Below are 21,835 nucleotides of genomic sequence, written 5' to 3' on the forward strand. Positions count from 1 at the left end.
TTCTTGTTCTCCCGCGAAGGCGGGAGCCCAGTCTGGATCCCCGCCTTCGCGGGGAAACAGCTTACCTTACAGCTGTACCCTCCGAACCCATCAAACCGACCGGGAAATTCGGGACTGAAGCCCTTTCAATGCTCTGAAGGTCGATCAGTCCTTCTCTGCATCTGCGCGCCAAAACGAAAAAGGCCGCCGCCCGGTATCCCGGACGGCGGCCTTTTCCTTAGTCAGCGCGGAAGGCGTCTGACGAAACCGATTACTCGGTCTCGTTCAGATACTCGCCGGCATCCGCGTCGGTGCCGGTGCCCGAGGTGACGACCGCTGCGAGCGGATCTTCACCGGTGCCGCCAGCATCGCGCGGCGAGCGCGCGAGTTCGGCGGCGTGCTCGTCGGCAGCCGACATCGGTGCCACGATCGACACCTCCGCCATCTTGCGCTGCTGGACGCGCATCGCGGCGTCGCGGCTGTTGGCCACGACACGCAGGCGGTTGAGGCCTGCACCGGTGCCTGCCGGGATGAGCCGGCCGACGATCACGTTCTCCTTCAGGCCCATCAGCATGTCCTGCTTGCCCTGCACGGCTGCTTCGGTGAGCACCCGCGTAGTTTCCTGGAACGATGCCGCCGAGATGAAGCTGCGGGTCTGCAGCGACGCCTTGGTGATGCCGAGCAGGATGGGCTTGCCCTGTGCGCGGGTCTGCTTCTTCTCGAGCTTCTCGTTGGTCGCGTCCATTTCCTCGCGATCGACCTGCTCGCCCTTCAGCAGCGTGGTGTCGCCGCCGTCGGTGATCTCGACCTTCTGCAGCATCTGACGAACGATCGTCTCGATGTGCTTGTCGTTGATCTTCACGCCCTGGAGACGATAGACCTCCTGGATTTCCGACACGAGATACTCGGCGAGGGGTTCGATGCCCATCGTCTCGAGGATGTCGTGCGGATCGGGCGAGCCGCCGATCAGGTTGTCGCCGCGCTTGACGTAATCGCCCTCCTGGACGTCGATCACCTTCGACTTCGGCACCAGATACTCGACGACGTCGCCGCCATCCTCGGGCTGGATGCCGATCTTGCGCTTCGCCTTGTAGTCCTTGCCGAACACGACGCGGCCCGAGATCTTCGCGATGATCGCCGAGTCCTTGGGGATACGCGCCTCGAACAGCTCGGCAACACGCGGCAGACCACCGGTGATGTCACGCGTCTTGGCGCTCTCGCGGCTGACGCGGGCCACGACGTCGCCGCCGAACACCTGTGCCCCATCCTCGACCGACAACGTCGCGCCGATCGCCAGCATGTAACGACCGGTCTCGCCCGACGTCTCGTCGAGCAGGGTCATGCGCGGACGCAGATCCTCCTTCGACTTGGTCGCCGCACGATATTCGATCACGACGCGCTGGGCGATGCCCGTGGCTTCGTCGGTCTGCTCGGTGAGCGTCTTGCCCTCGATCAGGTCGACATACTTGATCGTGCCCGGGTTCTCCGTGATCACCGGCATGGTGAACGGATCCCACTCGGCCATCCGATCGCCGCGCGACACGATGTGACCATCGTCGAACAGCACGTACGCACCGTAAGGGATACGATCGACCGAGAGCTCGCGGCCGTCCATGTCGACGATCGCGATTTCGCCCGAGCGGCTGAGCACCACGCGACGGCCACGCTGGTCGACGATGATACGCAGATCGCGGAACTGCACCGTACCGTCGGCATGCGCCTCGAGGTTCGACGTTTCGTTGAGCTGCGCCGCACCACCGATGTGGAACGTACGCATCGTCAGCTGCGTGCCCGGCTCACCGATCGACTGTGCGGCGATGACGCCGACAGCTTCACCGATATTGACCGGCGTACCGCGGGCGAGATCGCGCCCGTAGCACTTGCCGCACACGCCGATCTTCGATTCGCAGACCAGCGGGCTGCGGATCTTGCACGACTGCGTGCCGAGGCCCTCGATCGTCGTGATCATCGGCTCGTCGAGCAGCGTGCCCGACGGGATGACGACCTTGCCGGTCTTCGGATCGACGATGTCCTCCGCGGTCGTACGACCGAGGATGCGCTCGCCGAGGCTTGCGATCGTCGAACCACCCTGGAGAATTGCCTTCATCTCCAGCGCGCGGGTCGTGCCGCAATCCGGTTCGATGATGACGCAATCCTGCGACACGTCGACCAGACGACGCGTCAGGTAGCCCGAGTTCGCGGTCTTCAACGCCGTATCCGCGAGGCCCTTGCGAGCGCCGTGAGTCGAGTTGAAGTATTCGAGGACGGTGAGACCCTCCTTGAAGTTCGAGATGATCGGCGTCTCGATGATCTCGCCCGACGGCTTGGCCATCAGACCGCGCATGCCGGCAAGCTGCTTGATCTGCGCCTGCGAACCACGAGCACCCGAATGGGCCATCATGTAGATCGAGTTGATCGGCTTTTCACGACCGGTTTCCTCGTCGACCTTCACCGCACGGATCTCGTCCATCATGGCGTTCGCGACCTGATCGCCGCAACGGCTCCAGGCGTCGATCACCTTGTTGTACTTCTCCTGCTGCGTGATCAGGCCGTCCTGATACTGCTGCTCGAAGTCCTTCACGAGCGCCTTGGTGTCATCGACCAGACCGACCTTGGCGTCCGGAATGATCATGTCGTCCTTGCCGAACGAGATGCCGGCACGGAACGCGTGGCGGAAGCCGAGCGACATGATCGCGTCGGCGAACAGCACGGTCTCCTTCTGGCCGGTGTGACGATAGACCTCGTCGATCACGTCGCCCACGTCCTTCTTGGTGAGGAGGCGGTTGACGGTGTCGAACGGCACCTTGTGGCTGTGCGGCAGGCACTCGCCCAGCAACATGCGGCCCGGGGTCGTCTCGTACCGCTTGAGGTACTGCTTGCCCTTCTCGTCGGTCTGCGGAACGCGGCTGATGACCTTGGTGTGCAGCGTGACCGCCTGCGCGTTCAGCGCCTGGTGCACTTCGGCCATGTCACCGAGCAGCATCCCCTGGCCCGGCTCGTTCTCCTTCATCATCGACAGATAATAGAGGCCGAGGACCATGTCCTGCGACGGAACGATGATCGGCTTGCCGTTGGCGGGCGACAGGATGTTGTTCGTCGACATCATCAGGACGCGTGCTTCGAGCTGGGCCTCGAGGCTCAGCGGAACGTGCACGGCCATCTGATCGCCGTCGAAATCGGCGTTGAACGCGGAGCAGACCAGCGGGTGAAGCTGGATCGCCTTGCCCTCGATCAGAACCGGCTCGAACGCCTGGATGCCGAGACGGTGAAGCGTCGGCGCACGGTTCAGCATGACCGGATGCTCGCGGATCACCTCGTCCAGGATATCCCAGACTTCCTTGCGCTCCTTCTCGACCCACTTCTTCGCCTGCTTCAGGGTCATCGACAGACCCTTCGCATCGAGACGCGCGTAGATGAACGGCTTGAACAGCTCGAGCGCCATCTTCTTCGGCAGGCCGCACTGGTGCAGCTTCAGCTCAGGCCCGGTCACGATGACCGAACGACCCGAATAGTCGACGCGCTTGCCGAGCAGATTCTGGCGGAAGCGGCCCTGCTTGCCCTTGAGCATGTCGGACAGCGACTTCAGCGGACGCTTGTTGGCGCCCGTGATCGTGCGACCGCGGCGACCATTGTCGAACAATGCGTCGACGGCCTCCTGGAGCATGCGCTTCTCGTTGCGGACGATGATGTCCGGCGCGCGGAGTTCCATCAAACGCTTGAGACGATTGTTGCGGTTGATCACGCGGCGATACAGATCGTTCAGATCCGACGTCGCGAAACGACCGCCGTCCAGCGGCACCAGCGGGCGCAGCTCGGGCGGGATGACCGGAACGACTTCGAGGATCATCCACTCGGGGCGATTGCCTGAATCGATGAAGCTCTCGACGACCTTCAGGCGCTTGATGATCTTCTTGGGCTTCAGCTCGGACTTGGTGACCGCGAGCTCTTCGAGCAGCGCGGTACGCTCACCGACGAGATCGAGCGATTCGAGCATGATGCGGACCGCTTCGGCACCGATACCGGCCGAGAACGCGTCCTCGCCATACTGGTCCTGCGCGTCGAGGAGTTCGTCCTCGGTCATCAGCTGGTACTTCTCGAGCGGGGTCAGGCCCGGCTCGATGACGATGTACGCCTCGAAGTACAGCACGCGCTCGAGCTGCTTCAGCTGCATGTCGAGCAGCAGGCCGATGCGCGACGGCAGCGACTTCAGGAACCAGATGTGCGCGACCGGTGCGGCCAGTTCGATATGGCCCATCCGCTCGCGGCGAACCTTCGAGACGGTAACCTCGACGCCGCACTTCTCGCAGACGATGCCCTTGTACTTCATGCGCTTGTACTTGCCGCACAGGCACTCGTAGTCCTTGATCGGACCGAAGATGCGCGCGCAGAACAGGCCGTCACGCTCGGGCTTGAACGTGCGGTAGTTGATGGTCTCGGGCTTCTTGATCTCGCCGAACGACCACGAACGAATCTTGTCCGGGGACGCGATGCCGATCTGGATCTGGTCGAACGTCTCGGTCTTGGCGACCGGATTGGCGAAGGGGGTCATCTCGTTCATGAGCTGTCCTTAGGAAAAATCTTCCCCCCTACCGCTTGCGGGAGGGGGAGGGGCCCAGCCTCTTCAGGCTGGGAGGGGGTGGGCGCCCGGCATCGACGTCGCGCTTCGCTGCCGGCCGGGAGCCCACCCCTCGGTCCCCTCCCGCGAGCGGGAGGGGAGGGCAAAGGAATTACTCCGCCGCGATCTGGATGCCGTCGCTGTCGAAGCCGGGCTCCGACTGCTTCAGGTCCACATTCAGGCCGAGCGAGCGCATTTCCTTGACGAGCACGTTGAAGCTCTCCGGGATGCCGGCCTCGAACGTGTCGTCGCCCTTGACGATCGCCTCGTAGACCTTGGTGCGTCCGACCACGTCGTCCGACTTCACCGTCAGCATTTCCTGCAAAGTGTACGCCGCGCCGTAGGCCTGGAGTGCCCAGACCTCCATCTCGCCGAAGCGCTGCCCACCGAACTGCGCCTTACCACCCAGCGGCTGCTGCGTGACCAACGAGTACGGCCCGATCGACCGTGCGTGGATCTTGTCGTCGACCAGATGGTGGAGCTTCAGCATGTAGATGTAGCCCACCGTCACCTTGCGATCGAACTGATCGCCGGTGCGGCCGTCGAACAGGTCCGACTGACCCGACGTGTCGAGGCCCGCCAGCGCCAGCATCGCCGAGACGTCGGCTTCGCGGGCACCATCGAACACCGGCGTCGCCATCGGCACGCCGCCCTTCAGGTTCTTGGCCAGCTCGACGATCTCGTCACCCGTGCGGGCGTCGATCTCGGCGTGATACTGCTCGCCGTACACCGTCTTCAGGCGATCGCGGACCGCCTCGGGCATCGCACCCGGCTTGGCGTCCGGATTCTCTTCACGCCACGTCTCCAGAGCCGCGGTGATCGACTGACCCAGGCCACGTGCGGCCCAGCCCAGATGCGTCTCGAAGATCTGCCCGACGTTCATGCGCGATGGCACGCCCAGCGGGTTGAGCACGATATCGACCGGCGTACCGTCGGCGAGGAACGGCATGTCCTCCGCCGGCAGGATGCGGCTGATGACGCCCTTGTTGCCGTGACGGCCGGCCATCTTGTCGCCCGGCTGCAGCTTGCGCTTCACCGCGACGAACACCTTGACCATCTTCAGCACGCCCGGCGACAGCTCGTCACCACGCTCCAGCTTCTCGCGACGATCGTGGAACTTGTCCGTGATCAGCTTGGCCGCATCGTCATACTGGATCTTGACCGCTTCCAGATCGCTCTGGACCTTGTCGTCGGCGACCGCGAACTTCCACCACTCGTGGCGGTCGACGCTGTCGAGCAGATCCATGTCGATCACGACACCCTTCTTGACGCCCTTCGGCGCCGAGGTGGCGGTCTGGTCGAGCAGCATCTCGCGAAGACGCGACCAGGTCGCACGGTTCAGGATCGAACGCTCGTCGTCCGAATCCTTCTTCAGGCGCTCGATCTCCTCGCGCTCGATCGCCATCGCACGCTCGTCCTTGTCGATGCCGTGACGGTTGAAGACGCGAACGTCGACGACCGTACCCGACACCCCCGGCGGCAGGCGAAGCGACGTATCGCGCACGTCGCTGGCCTTCTCGCCGAAGATCGCACGGAGAAGCTTCTCCTCCGGCGTCATCGGCGATTCACCCTTCGGCGTGATCTTGCCGGCGAGAATATCGCCCGGCTCGACCTCTGCACCGATGTAGACGATGCCCGCCTCGTCGAGGTTGCGAAGCGCTTCCTCGCCGACGTTCGGGATGTCGCGCGTGATGTCCTCGGGCCCGAGCTTCGTGTCGCGAGCCATCACTTCGAACTCGTCGATATGGATCGACGTGAACACGTCGTCCTTCACGATCCGCTCGGAGATCAGGATCGAATCCTCGTAGTTGTAGCCGTTCCACGGCATGAACGCGACGAGGCTGTTGCGACCCAGCGCCAGTTCGCCGAACTCGGTCGACGGGCCGTCGGCGAGCACGTCGCCGGCACGGACCGCATCGCCTACCTTCACCAGCGGACGCTGGTTGATGCAGGTCGACTGGTTCGAGCGCTGGAACTTCATCAGCGTATAGATGTCGACGCCCGACTTACCGGCATCGATCTCGCCGGTTGCACGGATCACGATACGCGCCGCGTCGACCTGGTCGACGATGCCCGCACGCTTGGCCGAGATCGCTGCACCAGAGTCACGGGCAACCGTCTCTTCCATGCCGGTGCCGACGAACGGCGCCTCGGCCTGGACGAGCGGCACCGCCTGACGCTGCATGTTCGAGCCCATCAGTGCGCGGTTGGCGTCATCGTTTTCCAGGAACGGAATGAGCGATGCGGCGACCGAGACGAGCTGCTTGGGGCTGACGTCCATCAACGTGATGTTGTCGGGCAGCGCCATCAGGAATTCGCCAGCCTGACGCGACGACACCAACTCCTCGACGAAGCCGTTCGACGAATCGAGCTCGGCGTTGGCCTGCGCGATCGTGTGCTTGGCCTCTTCCATCGCCGACAGGTACACGACGTCGTCGGTGACCTTGTGGTCGACGACCTTGCGGTACGGAGTCTCGATGAAGCCGTACTTGTTGACGCGCGAGAACGACGCGAGCGAGTTGATCAGACCGATGTTCGGGCCTTCCGGCGTCTCGATCGGGCAGATGCGGCCGTAATGCGTCGGATGAACGTCGCGGACTTCGAAACCAGCGCGCTCACGCGTCAGACCACCTGGTCCAAGTGCCGACACGCGACGCTTGTGGGTGACTTCCGACAGCGGGTTGGTCTGATCCATGAACTGCGACAGCTGCGACGAGCCGAAGAATTCGCGGACCGCGGCAACCGCAGGCTTCGCGTTGATCAGGTCGTTCGGCATGACGGTCGAGACGTCGACCGACGACATGCGCTCCTTCACGGCGCGCTCCATGCGGAGCAGGCCGACGCGGTACTGGTTCTCAAGCAGCTCGCCGACCGAACGGACACGACGGTTACCGAGGTTGTCGATATCGTCGATTTCGCCCTTGCCGTCCTTGAGGTTCACGAGCGTCTTGATGACCTCGAGAATGTCCTCGGTGCGCAGCGTCGTCACGGTGTCCTCGACGTCGAGGTCGAGACGCATGTTCAGCTTCACGCGACCCACGGCCGACAGGTCGTAGCGATCCGGATCGAAGAACAGGCCCGAGAACAACGCCTCTGCGGTCTCCAGCGTCGGTGGCTCGCCGGGGCGCATCACGCGATAGATGTCGGACAGTGCCTGCTCGCGCTCTTCGGCCTTGTCGACCTTGAGCGTGTTGCGGATCCACGGGCCGGTCGCGACGTGATCGATGTCGAGCAGGTCGAGACGCTCGATGCCTGCCTGATCGAGCAGTTCGAGGTTCTCGGACGTAACTTCGTCACCGGCTTCGATGTAGATGCGGCCGGTCGACTCGTCGATCAGGTCGTAGGCCGAATAGCGGCCGAAGATTTCCTCGGTCGGGATCAGCAGGTCGGTCAGGCCGTCCTTGAACGCCTTGTTGGCAGCGCGTGGGGAAATCTTCTGGCCGTTCGGGAACACGACTTCGCCGGTCTTCGCATCGACGATGTCGAACATCGGCTTCTGGCCACGCCAGTTCTCGACCTGGAACGGAACGATCCAGCCACCCTGGCCGCGAACGAACGTCACGCGGTTGTAGAAATAGTTGAGGATCTCTTCCGACGTCATGCCGAGCGCGTAGAGCAGCGCCGTGACGGGCAGCTTGCGCTTGCGATCGATGCGGACGTTGACGATGTCCTTCGCGTCGAACTCGAAATCGAGCCACGAACCGCGATACGGGATCACGCGGGCTGCGAAGAGGTACTTGCCCGATGCGTGCGTCTTGCCGCGATCGTGATCGAACAGGACGCCCGGCGAACGGTGCATCTGGCTGACGATGACGCGCTCGGTGCCGTTGATGAAGAACGTGCCGTTCTCGGTCATGAGCGGCATGTCGCCCATGTACACGTCCTGCTCCTTGATATCGATGACCGACTTGGCCTCGGTATCGGGATCGACCTCGAACGCGGTCAGACGCAGCGTGACGCGCATCGGCGCGGCGTAGGTGATCCCGCGCTGGCGGCATTCCTCGACGTCGAACTTCGGCGGCTCAAGGACGTAATCGTCGAAATCGAGATAGGCGGTGCCGGCGAAATCCTGGATCGGGAACACGCTGCGCAGCGTCTTCTCGAGACCCGAGACGTGGCCGATCGACTTGTCGGAGCGGAGGAACTGCTCGTAGCTCTCGCGCTGGACTTCGATCAGGTTCGGCATCTGCACGACTTCGTGGATGTTGCCGAAAACCTTGCGGATACGGCGCTTTGCGGTGCCGTGTTCGATCGCCTTGGAAGCCATAGGTTTTGTTTCGCCCTATAAAAACTGACGGATCAGTCGTAATTTCGTGCTTGGGAACCCCCAAGCGGGACGCACGTTCACGCAAAAAGGCCGCGCGCATCAGGTGCGGCGGCTCTCAGCGTATGAAACCTCGGTATCCAATACGATCGACACGCTGCGCGACGGCATGTCATTTCCCGGATGCTGTGGTGAGATGCGGATATAGGCGTAGCACGGCGTCATGTCAAAGGGCGGATGTCGATGTGTGACGCAATGCTCTAGCTATCGAGATTGAGGGCCGAGATTGAGGGCGGGTCGTTTTGAAACGCCGAGAGTGTCGAAAATACTATAGATTGTGGATCGCCTGCAACGCTAGGCGCATCCGCAGTAGGGCGTCGATCGTATACGTATGGGGGATACGGCAGGATGAACGACAAGGTGACAACCGACAGGGTGATGGTCCACGCGGCCTCCGACGAGGATCGCGCGAACTGGGCGCAACTACTCGATGATCACAAGCGGATCGCCGAGCAGTGCGTCGTACTCGCCGATCTGGCGCAAGGGTCGCGGGAGCAGAGTGGCATCGCGTCGCGCAAGCTGATCGAACTCGCGATCACCGTCGCCAAGCATCTCGACCTTGAGGACGAGGTCATCGATCGCACGGTGATGGCGATGGAGGCGAAGTATTCGCCCGACACGATCGCGACGATGGAGGAGAATCTCGACATCCTCCGCTCCGACTGGAAGGCGTTCATCGGTCGCTGGCTGCCGATCATCGCGCCCGGCGAATGGGAAAAGTTCGGCGTCCAGGCGGAATCGATGCTCGATCGGCTGTCGAGCCAGGTGATGCTTGAAACGGAGATCCTGTACGATCACGCGTTGCGTGACGGTGTCGTGCGTCCGGGTGGGCTGGTGCTGCACTGAGGGACGGCGAGTCCAGGTCACCCGATCGGGACGCATGAAGCATTTAGATAGATACACTATCCAACTGCACCACCCCGGCGGAGGCCGGGGCCCAGTTGGAGAGGTAGCAGTAACGAAGCGCTGCTCGTCGTTGGCAACGTTCCCCAACTGGGCCCCGGCCTCCGCCGGGGTGGCATGATTCTTGGGGATCCGTATCCCGGATCAAACCAGCCGTTCGTCTACCGCCGCTTCTTCTTCGACGGCACTGCAACCACAGGCGCCACCGGCACCGGCGGTTGCGCCGTAACCTTCACCACCAGCGGCAACACTCCCGGATCAGCCGGATACAATCGCCGCGCCCGCGCGAACACGAACCGCGCCTTCGCCGCGCCCGGGGCGGCCTCGGTGACGCCGACCCAGCGCCAATGCCACGGCTCCCACTTCACATGCTGCTTGTTGCCGCCGGGAAAGCTCTGCTCGAACCCGAACCGCGGCGCGTTCACCCGGAGCCAGCGCGCAGCAGGCGTAGCGGCCATGCACGCCTCCGCGTCGGGGCACCCGTTCGCCGGACGCACCGCAAAATCCAGCGCATAGCCGGTCGAATGCTCGCTATACCCCGGCGGCGCGACAGAGATCGCGCGGTCGGCCGGGCTGCTCGTCTCGCCGCGACAGAAGACGCTGCGCTGGCGGGCGATCGACCGCTGGCACGACAGCGCGCGAAGCTGACCCATCACCGAAGGATCGCCCTGCGCCGCCGCGAACAGCCGCAACAGGTCGGGCAATATGTCGGCGCGCACCACGCACGGATTGCCCACGGAATATTCGGACGGCAGCGTGACCAGCTCGGTTTCGGGCGCGTCGCCGTATGGCAAATGCCCGAACGCGCGACCGTCGGGGGCGATCGCCGCGCTCTGGCCTTCGCACAATTGAGCCTCCGCGACGGTCGGGGCGAAGAGGAGCGCGAGAGCCAGCGTGCGGTGCAACATCGACGCGGGCTCTGGCACGCAGGCGCTAATGATGGCAAGGGCGGCGGCATGCATGGTGAACGCGTACTCTTCCTCGACGGCGAGGCCCTGGTGATCGACAAGCCCGCAGGGCTGCCGGTCGATCCGCCCCGCGATGGCTCGCTGAGCCTCGAAAATCATCTCGAAAGCCTGAAGTTCGGCTTCCAGCGCTGGCCCAAGGCCGTGCACCGGCTCGACCGCGACACGAGCGGCTGCCTGCTCTTGTCGCGCAACCCCAAGGCGCATGCCCGGTTGCAGCAGGCGTTCGAGCAGGGACTCGTCTCGAAGCGCTATGTCGCGCTGCTCGACGGCGTCGTCGAGGGCACGTCCGGCCTGATCGAGATGGCGCTCGGCAAGGTCAGCACCGCTGAGACCGGCTGGCGGATGGTCGAGGACCCTGACGGCAAGAAGTCGCGCACCAAGTGGCGCGTGCTCGAGATTAGGGACGGGCGTTCGCTGGTCGAGTTCCTGCCCGAGACCGGCCGTACGCATCAGATCCGCGTCCACGCGGCGAGCGGCCTCGGCGCGCCGGTGGTCGGCGATGGCGTCTACGGCAAGGCGGACGGGCTCGGCATGATGCTCCACGCGCAGCGCCTGATCGTGCCGCGTCCGGGCAAGCCCGATGTGCTCGCCGAAGCGCCGTTGCCCGAGCGCTTCGCCAAGGCCGGGTTTGCCGACGAGGCGGCTCCGGTCGCCGACGTCGCTCCGGCTGCCGATGCGGTAACGGCGCCCGACTCCGCCGACGACTGAGCAGGCGAGGGGCTGATGGTCGCGATCCCGATCACCCGATCGATCTCGATCGACGACAGCGAGCTGATCGAAAGCACCACGCGCTCGGGCGGCCCCGGCGGTCAGCACGTCAACACCACCGACAGCGCGGTGATCCTGCGCTTCGATGTCGGCCTGTCGCCCGGCCTGCCGCTGGCGGTGAAGAACCGCATAGCGGTGCTGGCCGGATCGCGCCTCACGCGCGACGGCGTCCTGGTACTGCGCAGCGAGGGCTCGCGGTCGCAACTGCTCAACCGCCAGGAAGTCCGCGAGCGCCTCGTCGCACTGATCAAGGAAGCGACGATCGTCCCCAAGGCCCGCCGCGCGACCAAGCCGTCGAAAGCAGCCAAGGCGCGGCGGGTTGATACGAAGAAGGTGCGGAGCGGGGTCAAGGCGGGTCGCGGCAAGGTCCGCGATGATTGAACGATGATGCTCTGTCGGTAATCAGCGCGTAATAATGCCGTCACCCCATAATGCCGTCACCCCAGCGAAAGCTGGGGTATCCTTGAGGAGCGGGCGACGAGCGCCAACATGGATACCCCAGCTTTCGCTGGGGTGACGAGAATTGACGAGGGATAGTGAGCTTTTCGGTGTTGCTCGACCGCCCCCCCCCCCCGCCGACCAAGGAAGACAGATGTACCAGTTCGATATTGCCGCCGGCACCAAGGCCGATCTCTACCGCGACCTTCTCGCCGCGCTCGACGCGCTGACCGCGGACGAGACCGATCCGATCGCCAACATGGCCAACGCCGCCGCATTGGTGTGGGAATACCTCCCCGACCTCAACTGGGCAGGTTTCTACCGGCTGGTGGAAGGCGAGCTCGTGCTCGGCCCGTTCCAGGGCAAGGTCGCCTGCATCCGCATCCCGGTCGGCAAGGGCGTCTGCGGTGCCGCCGCCGCGACACTGACCACGCAACTGGTCGAGGACGTCCACGCCTTCCCCGGCCACATCGCGTGCGATGCCGCCAGCCGCTCCGAACTGGTGGTGCCGGTGACCAAGGACGGCACGCTGATCGCAGTGCTCGACCTCGACAGCCCCGAACCCGCGCGGTTCGACGCCGAAGACGCGGCAGGGTGCGAGGCACTGGCGGCATTGCTCGCCAAGCGTCTGCGGAGCTGATCCGTTTCGGGACGGTACGCTCGCTGGCGAGTCCCTCCCGGCTTTGGTAAGCAACCTGTTAAGATATTCGGCGTTTGCGCGGGATAGGGTGGCGAAACCAGGGAGACGGACATGCGGAGGCTTTTGATCGCAAGCGCGGGGATGGCACTGGCGAGTGGCGGCGCAGCGGACGCGCAGCACCGCCCCGGCGCCAACTACGACGTCCCCGGCACGGCGATGCAGGCGCCGATGCAAACGCCGCACCGGCCAGGGCCGATCGCCGCGCGTCCGCCCGTCGTCTACACGTCGTCACAGGTCAGAGGCCCGCAGGCTGTCGGTCCACAGCCTGCCGGTCACCGCGCGCCGCGCTGGGGCAGCAAGATCGGCGGGCGCTGGTGGGGCGGGGCGAACGCGCCAGGCGGCTGGGCCGCGTACCGTCGTCCGCATCGGGGCTGGGCGGTGCCGGGCTATTGGAACGCGCCGCGCTTCTACATCAACGACTGGTCGCGCTATGGCCTGCCGCAGCCGCCACAGGGGTATAACTGGGCGCGCTATTACGATGATGCCGTCCTGATCGATCAGCGCGGTTCGGTGTACGATACGGTGAGCGACACCGACTGGGACCGCTATGACTCCGGTGGTTACACCGCGGTCGCGCCACGGGATTATGCGCAGAACGACTCGGTCTATGCAGGCCCGGCCGACCGCGGTTATGCCGCACCCTATGACGACCGCGCACCGCGGCGCGACACGGGTCTCGGCGGCGCGGCGATCGGTGCGGTCGCAGGCGGCGTTGCAGGCAATGTCATCGCAGGACGTGGCAACCGTCTTGGCGGCACGCTGATCGGTGCCGGCGTCGGGGCAGCGGCGGGCTATGCGATCGACAAGGGCGAAGATCGCGGTCGGCGCGCACCGCCGCCACGGGCCGATTACGGCGCGGGCTATGCGCTGCCGGCTACTTACGCGCCCGTCTACGCACCCCCCGTCTCCTATGGCGCTGGCTATGCGCAACCGCGTGGCTACGCCGCGGCGCCCGGCGGAAGCTGGGTTTCGCCCGACGGCCTGACGACGGTGACGACGACCAGCGGCAGCGTCTATCCCGCCGGCGGAACCACGGTCGTGGTCCAGTCCGCCCCGATGGTAACGACGACGACCACGACCGAATATTACGACACGGTGTCGTACGCGCCGCGAAAGGCGTGGCGAAAGCGCGTCCGGGCGCGTCCGACCTGCAACTGCCGTTGACCGCGATTTGCTGCCGCTAAGCCAGCGGATCAGCCGGAACATCAGCGCACGTCCTTAGGGGCGTGCGTTTTTTTTGGCCTGTCACCCCTGTCGCGAGCTTGGCTCCGGTTGGAGCCCGGGCGCTCCCGAGACCATCATCACCCAATCTACTCAATATGAATATAGGATATCGTATATTATATTTGACATAAACTCGATGACGTGATGGATTGCGCGCAACATCCAAACAGGGGCGCGGGCACTCATGACATTTTTGGTCGGAAAACTTCGTAATCGGTCGAGCTTGGGCGCGATGGTCGCGATGCTGCTCTCGTCGAGTGCCTATGCGCAGGTCGTGCCCGTGCCGCAGCCAACCGCCGAAACGGGCGCAGACGACGCCATCGTGGTCACCGGCACGCGCATCCGCCGCCCCGATCTGGCCAGCAACAGTCCTATCACCTCGGTGACGGACCAGGAGATCAAGTATCAGGGCGCGGTCAACGTCGAGAACGTGCTGAACCGCCTGCCGCAGTTCACCGCCGACGCGAACGAGAACGTCTCGAACGGGTCGGACGGCACCGCCAACATCAACCTGCGCAACCTCGGATCGAACCGCACGCTGATCCTGCTCAACGGCCAGCGCTTGATGCCGCAGCAGGCGATCGATCTGAACTTCGTGCCGTCGGCGCTGATCGACCGGGTCGACGTGGTGACCGGCGGCGCGTCCGCGGTCTACGGCTCGGACGCGGTTGCGGGCGTCGTCAACTTCGTGCTGAAGGATCATCTCGACGGGCTGCGGATCGACGTCCAGTCCGGGCTTGGGTTGCACACCAACGACAACAGCGGGGTGCGCAACGTCCTGACCACGCGTGGCTATGCAAACGCGCCGGGCCGCGTCGCCGATGGCGGCAAGCAGGATCTGAACGCGGCGTACGGCAAGAATTTCGCGAACGGTCGCGGCAATATCACCGTCTATGGCGGCTATCGTCACACCGATCCGGTGCTCCAGGCGAACCGCGATGTCTCCGCCTGCGCGCTCAACCCGTCGGATGCCGCGGGCAATGGTTTCATCTGCGGCGGATCGAGCAACACGCCGATCGGAACGTTCGTGCCGCTCGGCGGGCCCAACTCGGGCAGGACGCTGACCAACAACGCCAACGGCACGCCGACCTGGGTGCCCTACACCTCGGCCTATGCGTACAATTACGCGCCGACCAACTACTTCCAGCGCTCCGACGAGCGCATTACCGGCGGCGCGTTTGCCAAGTTCGAGATCGCACCGATCGCCGAAGTCTATGGCAGCTTCATGTACATGAAGGATCACACCTTCTCGCAGGTCGCGCCGTCCGCATTGTTCCTCGGCACCACCTTCACCGTCCCCTGCAACAACCCGCTGATGAGCGCGTCGCAGCAGCAGTCGCTGTGCGGCGCGGCGGCGGGGACGTCGGCGACGCAGGATACGTTGATCGGTTATCGCCTCGGCTCGGGCCAGTCGCGTCGCGACGATCTGCGCCATCAGGACTATCGCTATTCCGCAGGTGTCCGTGGCGATCTCGGTCACGGCTTCCGCTACGACGTCAACTATCTGCATTCCCTGGTGCGCTACAACGAGACGTATCTGAACAACGTCGACAATGTGAAGGCGCAGCGTGCGCTCGACGTGGTCAACGTCGGCGGGGTTCCGACCTGTCGCTCGGTCATCGATGGCAGCGACCCGGCGTGCGTGCCGATCAACGTGTTCCAGGCGAACGCGATCACCGATGCGCAGGGCGCGTACCTGTTTTCGGAGAGCAACACCGCGTCGCGCAACGTGCTGGACGTGATGTCCGCGAACGTGAATGGCGACCTCGGGACGTTCGGCATCTCCAGCCCCTGGGCGAAGCGCGGCGTCAACATCGCGCTGGGCGGCGAGCATCGTCGCGAGACGCTCAACTTCACCGCGGACGCGATCGCGCAGCAGGGCGGCACGACCAATTCGGATGGCCGCATCACCGTCAATGAAGGCTATGGCGAGATCGAGATCCCGATCCTGCAGGACCTGCCGTTCGCGCACGAACTGACGCTCAACGGCGGCCTGCGCTATTCCGCGTATCGCAACAGCCAGCAGTCGACCGGGTTGAAGTCGCAATACAACGTCTGGACCTACAAGGGCGAGGCAAGCTGGGCGCCGGTCAAGGATGCGCGGTTCCGCTTCAGCTATAACCGGGCGATCCGTGCGCCGAACATCGGCGAGCTGTTCGGCTCGCGCTCGATCGGCAACGTCTCCGCACAGGATCCGTGTTCGGGGACGTCGCCCACCGCCTCGCTCGATATCTGCCGCCTGACCGGCGTGACGCAGGCGCAATATGGCAACATCGTCGAGTGCCCGTCGGATACGTGCTCGGCGCAATATGGCGGCAATTCTGCGCTGAAGCCTGAAAAGGCCGACACCTATACGCTCGGCATGGTGCTGACGCCGCGGATGGTGCGCAACTTCACGCTGTCGGTCGATTATTACCACATCAAGGTGAAGGACTATATCAGCTCGGTCGATCCGTCGCTCGCGATCAGCCAGTGCGTCGCGGCGAGCGATCCGTTCTATTGCGGGCTGTTCACGCGCGACCCGCGTTCGGGCGCGCTGTTCGGCAGCAACGGCTATATCGTGTCGACCACGTACAACACCGGGTCGCTCAAGACGTCGGGGATCGATCTCACCGCCGATTACACGCTGGGGATCGGCGCGCTCGGCAAGCTTAACCTCAACATGGTCGGCACGCGGCTGATCTCGCAGGTATCCGAGCCGCTGAAAGGGCTGGGCAGCTATGACTGCAAGGGGTTGTTCGGGTACACCTGTGGCCAGCCCAACCCGAAGTGGCGGCACGTGATGCGCACCACATGGCAGATGCCGCAGGGCGCGAGCGTGTCGGTGTCGTGGCGGCATATCGACCAGGTCAAATTGTCGTCGCTGTCGGACAACACCTTCCTCGCGGGGACGCCGAGCGTGATCAATCGGAAGATCTCGGCGTACAACTACATCGATCTCGCGGGCACGGTCGCGGTCGGCGAGGGGCTCCAGCTTCGCGCCGGCGTCAACAACCTGTTCGACAAGGATCCGCCGGCGATCGCCTCGGGCATCCTGTCGTCGTTCGGCAACGGCAACACCTATCCCGGCGTGTATGACGTGCTGGGCCGCACGCTGTTCGTCGGCGCGACGGTGAACTTCTGACGCTTGGATAACGCTATGACGAACCTGGTCCGCCGCGACGTTCTGAAGACGGGTGGCGTGACCGCGCTCGCGACGATCCTCCCCGCCGTGCCGATCGGTGCGGCGGGGACGGGCTCGGCCAGCCTACGCGAGATCGTGTCGCTGGCGACGGGGTGGCGGTTCCATCTCGGCCACGCGAGCGATCCGGCGAAGGATTTCGGGTTCGGGCGCTCGCATGACACCTACGCCAAGTCGGGCGATGTCGGCACGCCGGTTGCCGAGCCCAAGTTCGACGACAGCGCATGGACGGCAGTAACGCTGCCGCACGACTGGGCGGTCGACCTGCCGTTCGAAGAGTTCGGGCCGGCGGGGAGCGAGGCGGACCGGACCGGATCTTTCCAGGGGTTCAAGCCGGTCGGGCGGATGTGGCCGGCGACCAGCGTCGGCTGGTATCGCCGGGTGATTGCGTTGGCCAAGGCGGACGCGGGGCGGCGGTTGCTGCTCCAGTTCGATGGGGTCGCGCGCGATTGTCTCGTGATACTCAACGGCTTCGTCGTCGGCTCGACCGAGAGCGGGTATGCGCCGTTCGAGATCGACGTCACGGATTTCGCCAAGCCCGGCGAGGACAATGTGCTCGTCATCCGCTGCGACGTGAGCCTCGGCGAGGCGTGGTCGTACGAGGGGGCGGGGCTCTACCGCGACGTGCGGTTGGTGAAGACCGCGCCGGTGCATGTCCGGCGCTGGGGTGCCACGGTGCGCTGTTCCGTCGAGACCGGCGGCGCCACGGTCCGGGTTGCAACCGAGATCGCGAATGATGGCCCTGCGTGTGAGGCGCGGGTTCGATCGACGGTGATCGGTCCAGACGGGAAGAGCCTAGTGCTGTTCGCGGACCCGCTCGCGCTGCCGGCTTGGGGCGCGACGACCGCGACGCAGGAGACCCGCATCGTCGCGCCTGCGCTCTGGTCGCTGGAAATGCCGCATCTCTACACGCTGATCAGCGAGATCCTTGTCGACGGCACGCTGGTCGATCGCGACACGTCCACCTTCGGCATCCGCACGATCCGGTTCGACGCGAACCACGGGTTCTTCCTCAACGGCAAGCCGGTCAAGATCAAGGGCACCTGCAACCACCAGGATCATGCCGGGGTCGGCTTCGCGGTGCCCGACAGCCTGCACGTCTGGCGACTCGAACGGCTGAAGGCGATGGGCAGCAACGCCTATCGCTCGACGCATCATTCGCCGTCGCCCGCGATCCTCGACGCGTGCGACCGGATGGGCATCCTGATGATCGACGAGACGCGGCAGATGTCGAGCAATGCCGAGGGCCTGGGGCAGCTCGAACGGATGGTCCGGCAGGGGCGCAATCATCCGAGCATCGTCCTGTGGAGCATCGGCAACGAGGAGATCCACCGCGGCACCGAAACCGGCGCGCGGATCGCCGAGACGATGAAGCGCAAGGTGTACGAACTCGACGGGACGCGGCCGGTGACGGAGGCGTTCAACGGCAAGTTCGGCGAGGGGGCGTCGCGCGTGCTCGACGTGATGGGATGCAATTACTACCTCGACGCGATCGATCCGTACCACGCCGCGCACCCCGACATGCCGATGATCGGTACGGAGACGGGCAGCACGGTGATGACCCGCGGCGAATATGCGCGGGATGACAAGGCGGGCTTCGTGCCCGCCTACGACCGCGAATTTCCCAAATGGGCGACGACTGCGGAAAAATGGTGGAGTTTCTACGACGCGCGGCCGTTCCTGAGCGGTGGGTTCGTATGGACCGGGTTCGACTATCGTGGCGAACCGACCCCGTTCGAGCGCTGGCCCGAGAACGTCTCGAACTTCGGCCAGATGGACCTGTGCGGCTTCCCGAAGGACAATTTCTATTACTACCGCGCGTGGTGGAGCGGGGAACCGGTGCTCCACCTGTTCCCGCACTGGAACTGGGCGGGACGCGAGGGGCAGCCGGTGTCGGTATGGGTGCACAGCAATTGCGACGCGGTCGAGCTGATCCTGAACGGGCGTAGCCTCGGGCGGCAGTCGGTGGTGAAGAACACGCACCTCGAATGGCAGGTGGCGTACGCGCCGGGGCGGATCGAGGCGTACGGGTATCGTGGCGGCAAGCGTGTGATGCACGCGGTGCGCGAGACAACCGGCGTGGCGGCACGGATCGGCCTGTCGAGCGATCGGCGGCAATTGGCGCAGGGCGAGGTCGCGGTGGTGCGCGTGGCGATCCTCGACGCGAAACGCCGCGAAATGCCTACCGCGTCCAATCGCGTGTCGTTCACGCTGACGGGCGATGCGACACTGCTCGGCGTCGGCAACGGCGATCCGCGGAGTCTGGAGCCCGATCATGCGACGTCGCGCTCCGCGTTCAACGGCTTGTGCATGGCACTGGTACAGGCGGGTGCGAAGGGCGGACCGATCCGGCTCGAGGCGCGCGGTGACGGCCTCGCGCCGGCGATGCTGCCGTTGATCGGCATGACCAAGGATAGTTGATGATTGTACGTCGTTCGTCGCGGGCGCTCGCGCTGGTATTGCTGTGCGCTTCGGCGGCGGCGCACGCCGCGCCCGACGAAGCCGCGTTCCGGCGGTCGATCGGACTGCGCCGGGCGTGGCAGGATCTGACGCGCGACGTGGCGTGGCCCGCGCGCTGGACGCCGGACGGGCGTCGCTTTTCCTATCGCAAGACGGTGGCGGGCGGGTTCACGTTCGAGACGGTTGACGCAAAGACGCTCGCCAAGTCGCCCGCGTTCGATACGGCCAAGCTCGCGGCGGCGCTGGGCGATGCGCGGCACGAGGTGGTCGATGCGATGCACCTGCCGTTCGCCGAGTTCGATTATGCGGAGGACGGCAAGGCGATTGCGTTCTCGCTGGACGAGACGCGCTGGCAGTGCGGGATCGTCGTCTATCGCTGCGAGGCGGCGGTCGATCGCAGCCGACCGCGCGGGTTCGGCGTGGTGCGCGACATGGCGGTGCCGGCCGAGAACAGTCCCAAGGTTTCGCCCGACGGCAAATGGACCGCGTTCGTACAGGGCGACAATCTCGTCATGCGCGAGACCGGCAATGCAATCGTCGTTCCGCTGAGCGTCGACGGGACGGCAGGCAATTTTTACGACCCCGAGACGTTGCGCTGGTCGCCGGACAGCCGCCGCATCATGATCTACCGCGTCCGGCCGGGCTATCAGCGGCGCGTGCTACGCGTCGAATCGTCGCCGCGCGATCAGCTCCAGCCGAAGTTGCAGAGCCAGCTCTATCCGAAGCCCGGCGACGCGATCGACCAGGAGCGGCCGGTGCTGTTCGACGTGGCGACCCGGCGGCAGACGGTGATCGATGACGCGCTGTTCCCCAACGCGTACGAACTCTCCGCGCCACGCTGGCGCAGCGACGGCCGCAGTGTCGCGTTCGATTATGTCCGGCGCGGTTTCGGCCAGGCGCGGATCGTCGCGGTCGATGCGGAGACCGGCGTCGCGCACGCGGCGGTGACCGAGGATGCGAAGACCTTCGTGTTCGCCGACCGCCGCTATGTGCATGAGGTCAACGGTCTCGGCGCCGAGATCGTCTGGGCGTCGGAACGCGATGGCTGGAACCACCTGTACCTCGTCGACGGCCGCACTGGCGCCGTGAAAAACCGGATCACGACCGGCAAGTGGGTGGTGCGCGACGTCATCGCCGTCGACGACGCCAAGCGGCAGATCGTGTTTTCGGTGAGCGGGATGAATGCGGGCGAGGACCCGTATTTCCGCCACGTCTACCGGATCGATTTCGATGGCCACCACCTGACCGCGCTGACGCCGGCCAAGGCCGATCACGACGCGCGGTTCTCGCCCGATGGGACGCTGTATGTCGACACCTATTCGCGCATCGACCTGCCGACCATCAGCGAACTACACCGATCGAGCGACGGTGCGCTGGTCGCGACGATTACCACGGGCGACGACAGCGCCTTGCGCGCGGCGGGGTTTCGGCCGCCCGAGGTGTTCGTCGCGAAGGGTCGTGATGGCAAGACCGACATCTGGGGCGTCGTCGTCCGCCCGCGCGATTACGACCCACGCAAACGCTATCCGGTGATCGAGAACATCTATGCGGGGCCGCACGACAGTTTCGTGCCCAAGCAATATTGGCCGTTCGGGTTCCATTCCGGCGGCGACAAGGCGATCGGGATGCAGGCGCAGGCCGACCTCGGCTTCATCGTCGTGCAGATCGACGGGATGGGGACCGCCAACCGCTCGAAGGCGTTCCACGACGTCGCGTGGAAGAACCTCGCGGACTCGGGCTTTCCGGACCGGATCGCGTGGCACCGCGCGATGGCGGCGAAGGACCCGTCCTACGATATCGGCCGGGTCGGCATCTACGGCGCGTCGGCGGGCGGGCAAAGTACGCTGAACGCGCTGCTGTTCCACGGCGATTTCTACAAGGTCGGCGTGGCGTATGCGGGCTGTTACGACAACCGGATGGACAAGATCAGCTGGAACGAACAGTGGCTCGGCTGGCCGGTCGATGCGAGCTATGCCGCGGCATCGGGCGTCGATCATGCCGCGCAACTGACCGGCAAGCTGCTGATGATCGTCGGCGAGCAGGACAGCAACGTCGACCCCGCCTCGACGATGCAGGTCGCCGACGCGCTCATCCGCGCGGGGAAGGATTTCGAGCTGCTGGCGGTGCCGGGGGGCGAGCATAGCGTCGGGCGCTCGACCGGGCCGATCGACTATGTCGCGCGGCGGCAGTTCGGGTTTTTCGTGCGGGAGCTTGCGGGGGAAGCGGTGCCGGATTGGAATGCGGTGTCGCTTAATCCTCCCCTTTGAGGGGAGGT

11 protein-coding genes are annotated in these 21,835 nt (G+C 64.9%); 8 read left to right on the top strand and 3 right to left on the bottom strand.

The genetic code is table 11. The annotated features are described in order from the left end of the window. Positions 1–250 precede the first annotated feature (250 nt). Complete coding sequence (gene rpoC, locus C8J40_RS14530) at positions 251–4,537, bottom strand: DNA-directed RNA polymerase subunit beta' (RefSeq protein WP_056060318.1); 4,287 nt, start codon at positions 4,535–4,537, stop codon at positions 251–253. A gap of 169 nt (positions 4,538–4,706) precedes the next feature. Further along, entirely contained in the window at positions 4,707–8,861 is a 4,155-nt protein-coding gene (gene rpoB, locus C8J40_RS14535; protein WP_060526672.1) for a DNA-directed RNA polymerase subunit beta, read from the bottom strand. A 405-nt stretch (positions 8,862–9,266) separates the two neighbouring features. Between rpoB and C8J40_RS14540 the strand changes: the two genes are divergently transcribed. Then, positions 9,267–9,764: a hemerythrin domain-containing protein gene (locus tag C8J40_RS14540; RefSeq protein ID WP_132897630.1), complete on the top strand. Its 498-nt coding sequence runs from the start codon at positions 9,267–9,269 to the stop codon at positions 9,762–9,764. A gap of 218 nt (positions 9,765–9,982) precedes the next feature. On the opposite strand, the gene C8J40_RS14545 is transcribed toward C8J40_RS14540, so the two are convergent. Continuing rightward, positions 9,983–10,729, bottom strand: a complete 747-nt coding sequence (locus C8J40_RS14545) for a M15 family metallopeptidase (RefSeq protein WP_243693404.1) — start codon at positions 10,727–10,729, stop codon at positions 9,983–9,985. Between the two features lie 48 nt (positions 10,730–10,777). Here C8J40_RS14545 and C8J40_RS14550 point away from each other — a divergent pair, with 48 nt between their 5' ends. The 7 genes from C8J40_RS14550 (at position 10,778) to C8J40_RS14580 (ending at position 21,827) form a co-directional block, all read left to right on the top strand. Then, positions 10,778–11,497 (top strand): RNA pseudouridine synthase, encoded by a 720-nt coding sequence (locus C8J40_RS14550; protein WP_132897632.1) that lies wholly within the window; start codon positions 10,778–10,780, stop codon positions 11,495–11,497. Between the two features lie 15 nt (positions 11,498–11,512). Further along, positions 11,513–11,938 (top strand): alternative ribosome rescue aminoacyl-tRNA hydrolase ArfB, encoded by a 426-nt coding sequence (arfB, locus tag C8J40_RS14555; RefSeq protein WP_093399511.1) that lies wholly within the window; start codon positions 11,513–11,515, stop codon positions 11,936–11,938. Positions 11,939–12,149: 211 nt separating this feature from the next. Next, entirely contained in the window at positions 12,150–12,635 is a 486-nt protein-coding gene (locus C8J40_RS14560) for a GAF domain-containing protein (protein ID WP_132897633.1), read from the top strand. Positions 12,636–12,746: 111 nt separating this feature from the next. Then, the gene (locus C8J40_RS14565) at positions 12,747–13,859 is read left to right on the top strand and encodes an RcnB family protein (protein ID WP_132897634.1); all 1,113 of its coding nucleotides are present in this window, start codon (positions 12,747–12,749) and stop codon (positions 13,857–13,859) included. A gap of 244 nt (positions 13,860–14,103) precedes the next feature. Further along, entirely contained in the window at positions 14,104–17,043 is a 2,940-nt protein-coding gene (locus tag C8J40_RS14570; protein ID WP_243693405.1) for a TonB-dependent receptor, read from the top strand. Between the two features lie 15 nt (positions 17,044–17,058). Continuing rightward, positions 17,059–19,521 carry a beta-galactosidase GalA gene (gene galA / locus C8J40_RS14575; RefSeq protein ID WP_132897635.1) on the top strand — a complete coding sequence of 821 codons (2,463 nt, stop codon included), beginning with the start codon at positions 17,059–17,061 and terminating at the stop codon, positions 19,519–19,521. Next, complete coding sequence (locus tag C8J40_RS14580; protein WP_132897636.1) at positions 19,521–21,827, top strand: DPP IV N-terminal domain-containing protein; 2,307 nt, start codon at positions 19,521–19,523, stop codon at positions 21,825–21,827. The genes galA and C8J40_RS14580 overlap by 1 nt, the downstream gene beginning before the upstream one ends. Positions 21,828–21,835: the final 8 nt, after the last annotated feature.

The organism is Sphingomonas sp. PP-CC-3A-396 (genome assembly GCF_004343105.1).
Lineage (GTDB): Bacteria > Pseudomonadota > Alphaproteobacteria > Sphingomonadales > Sphingomonadaceae > Sphingomonas.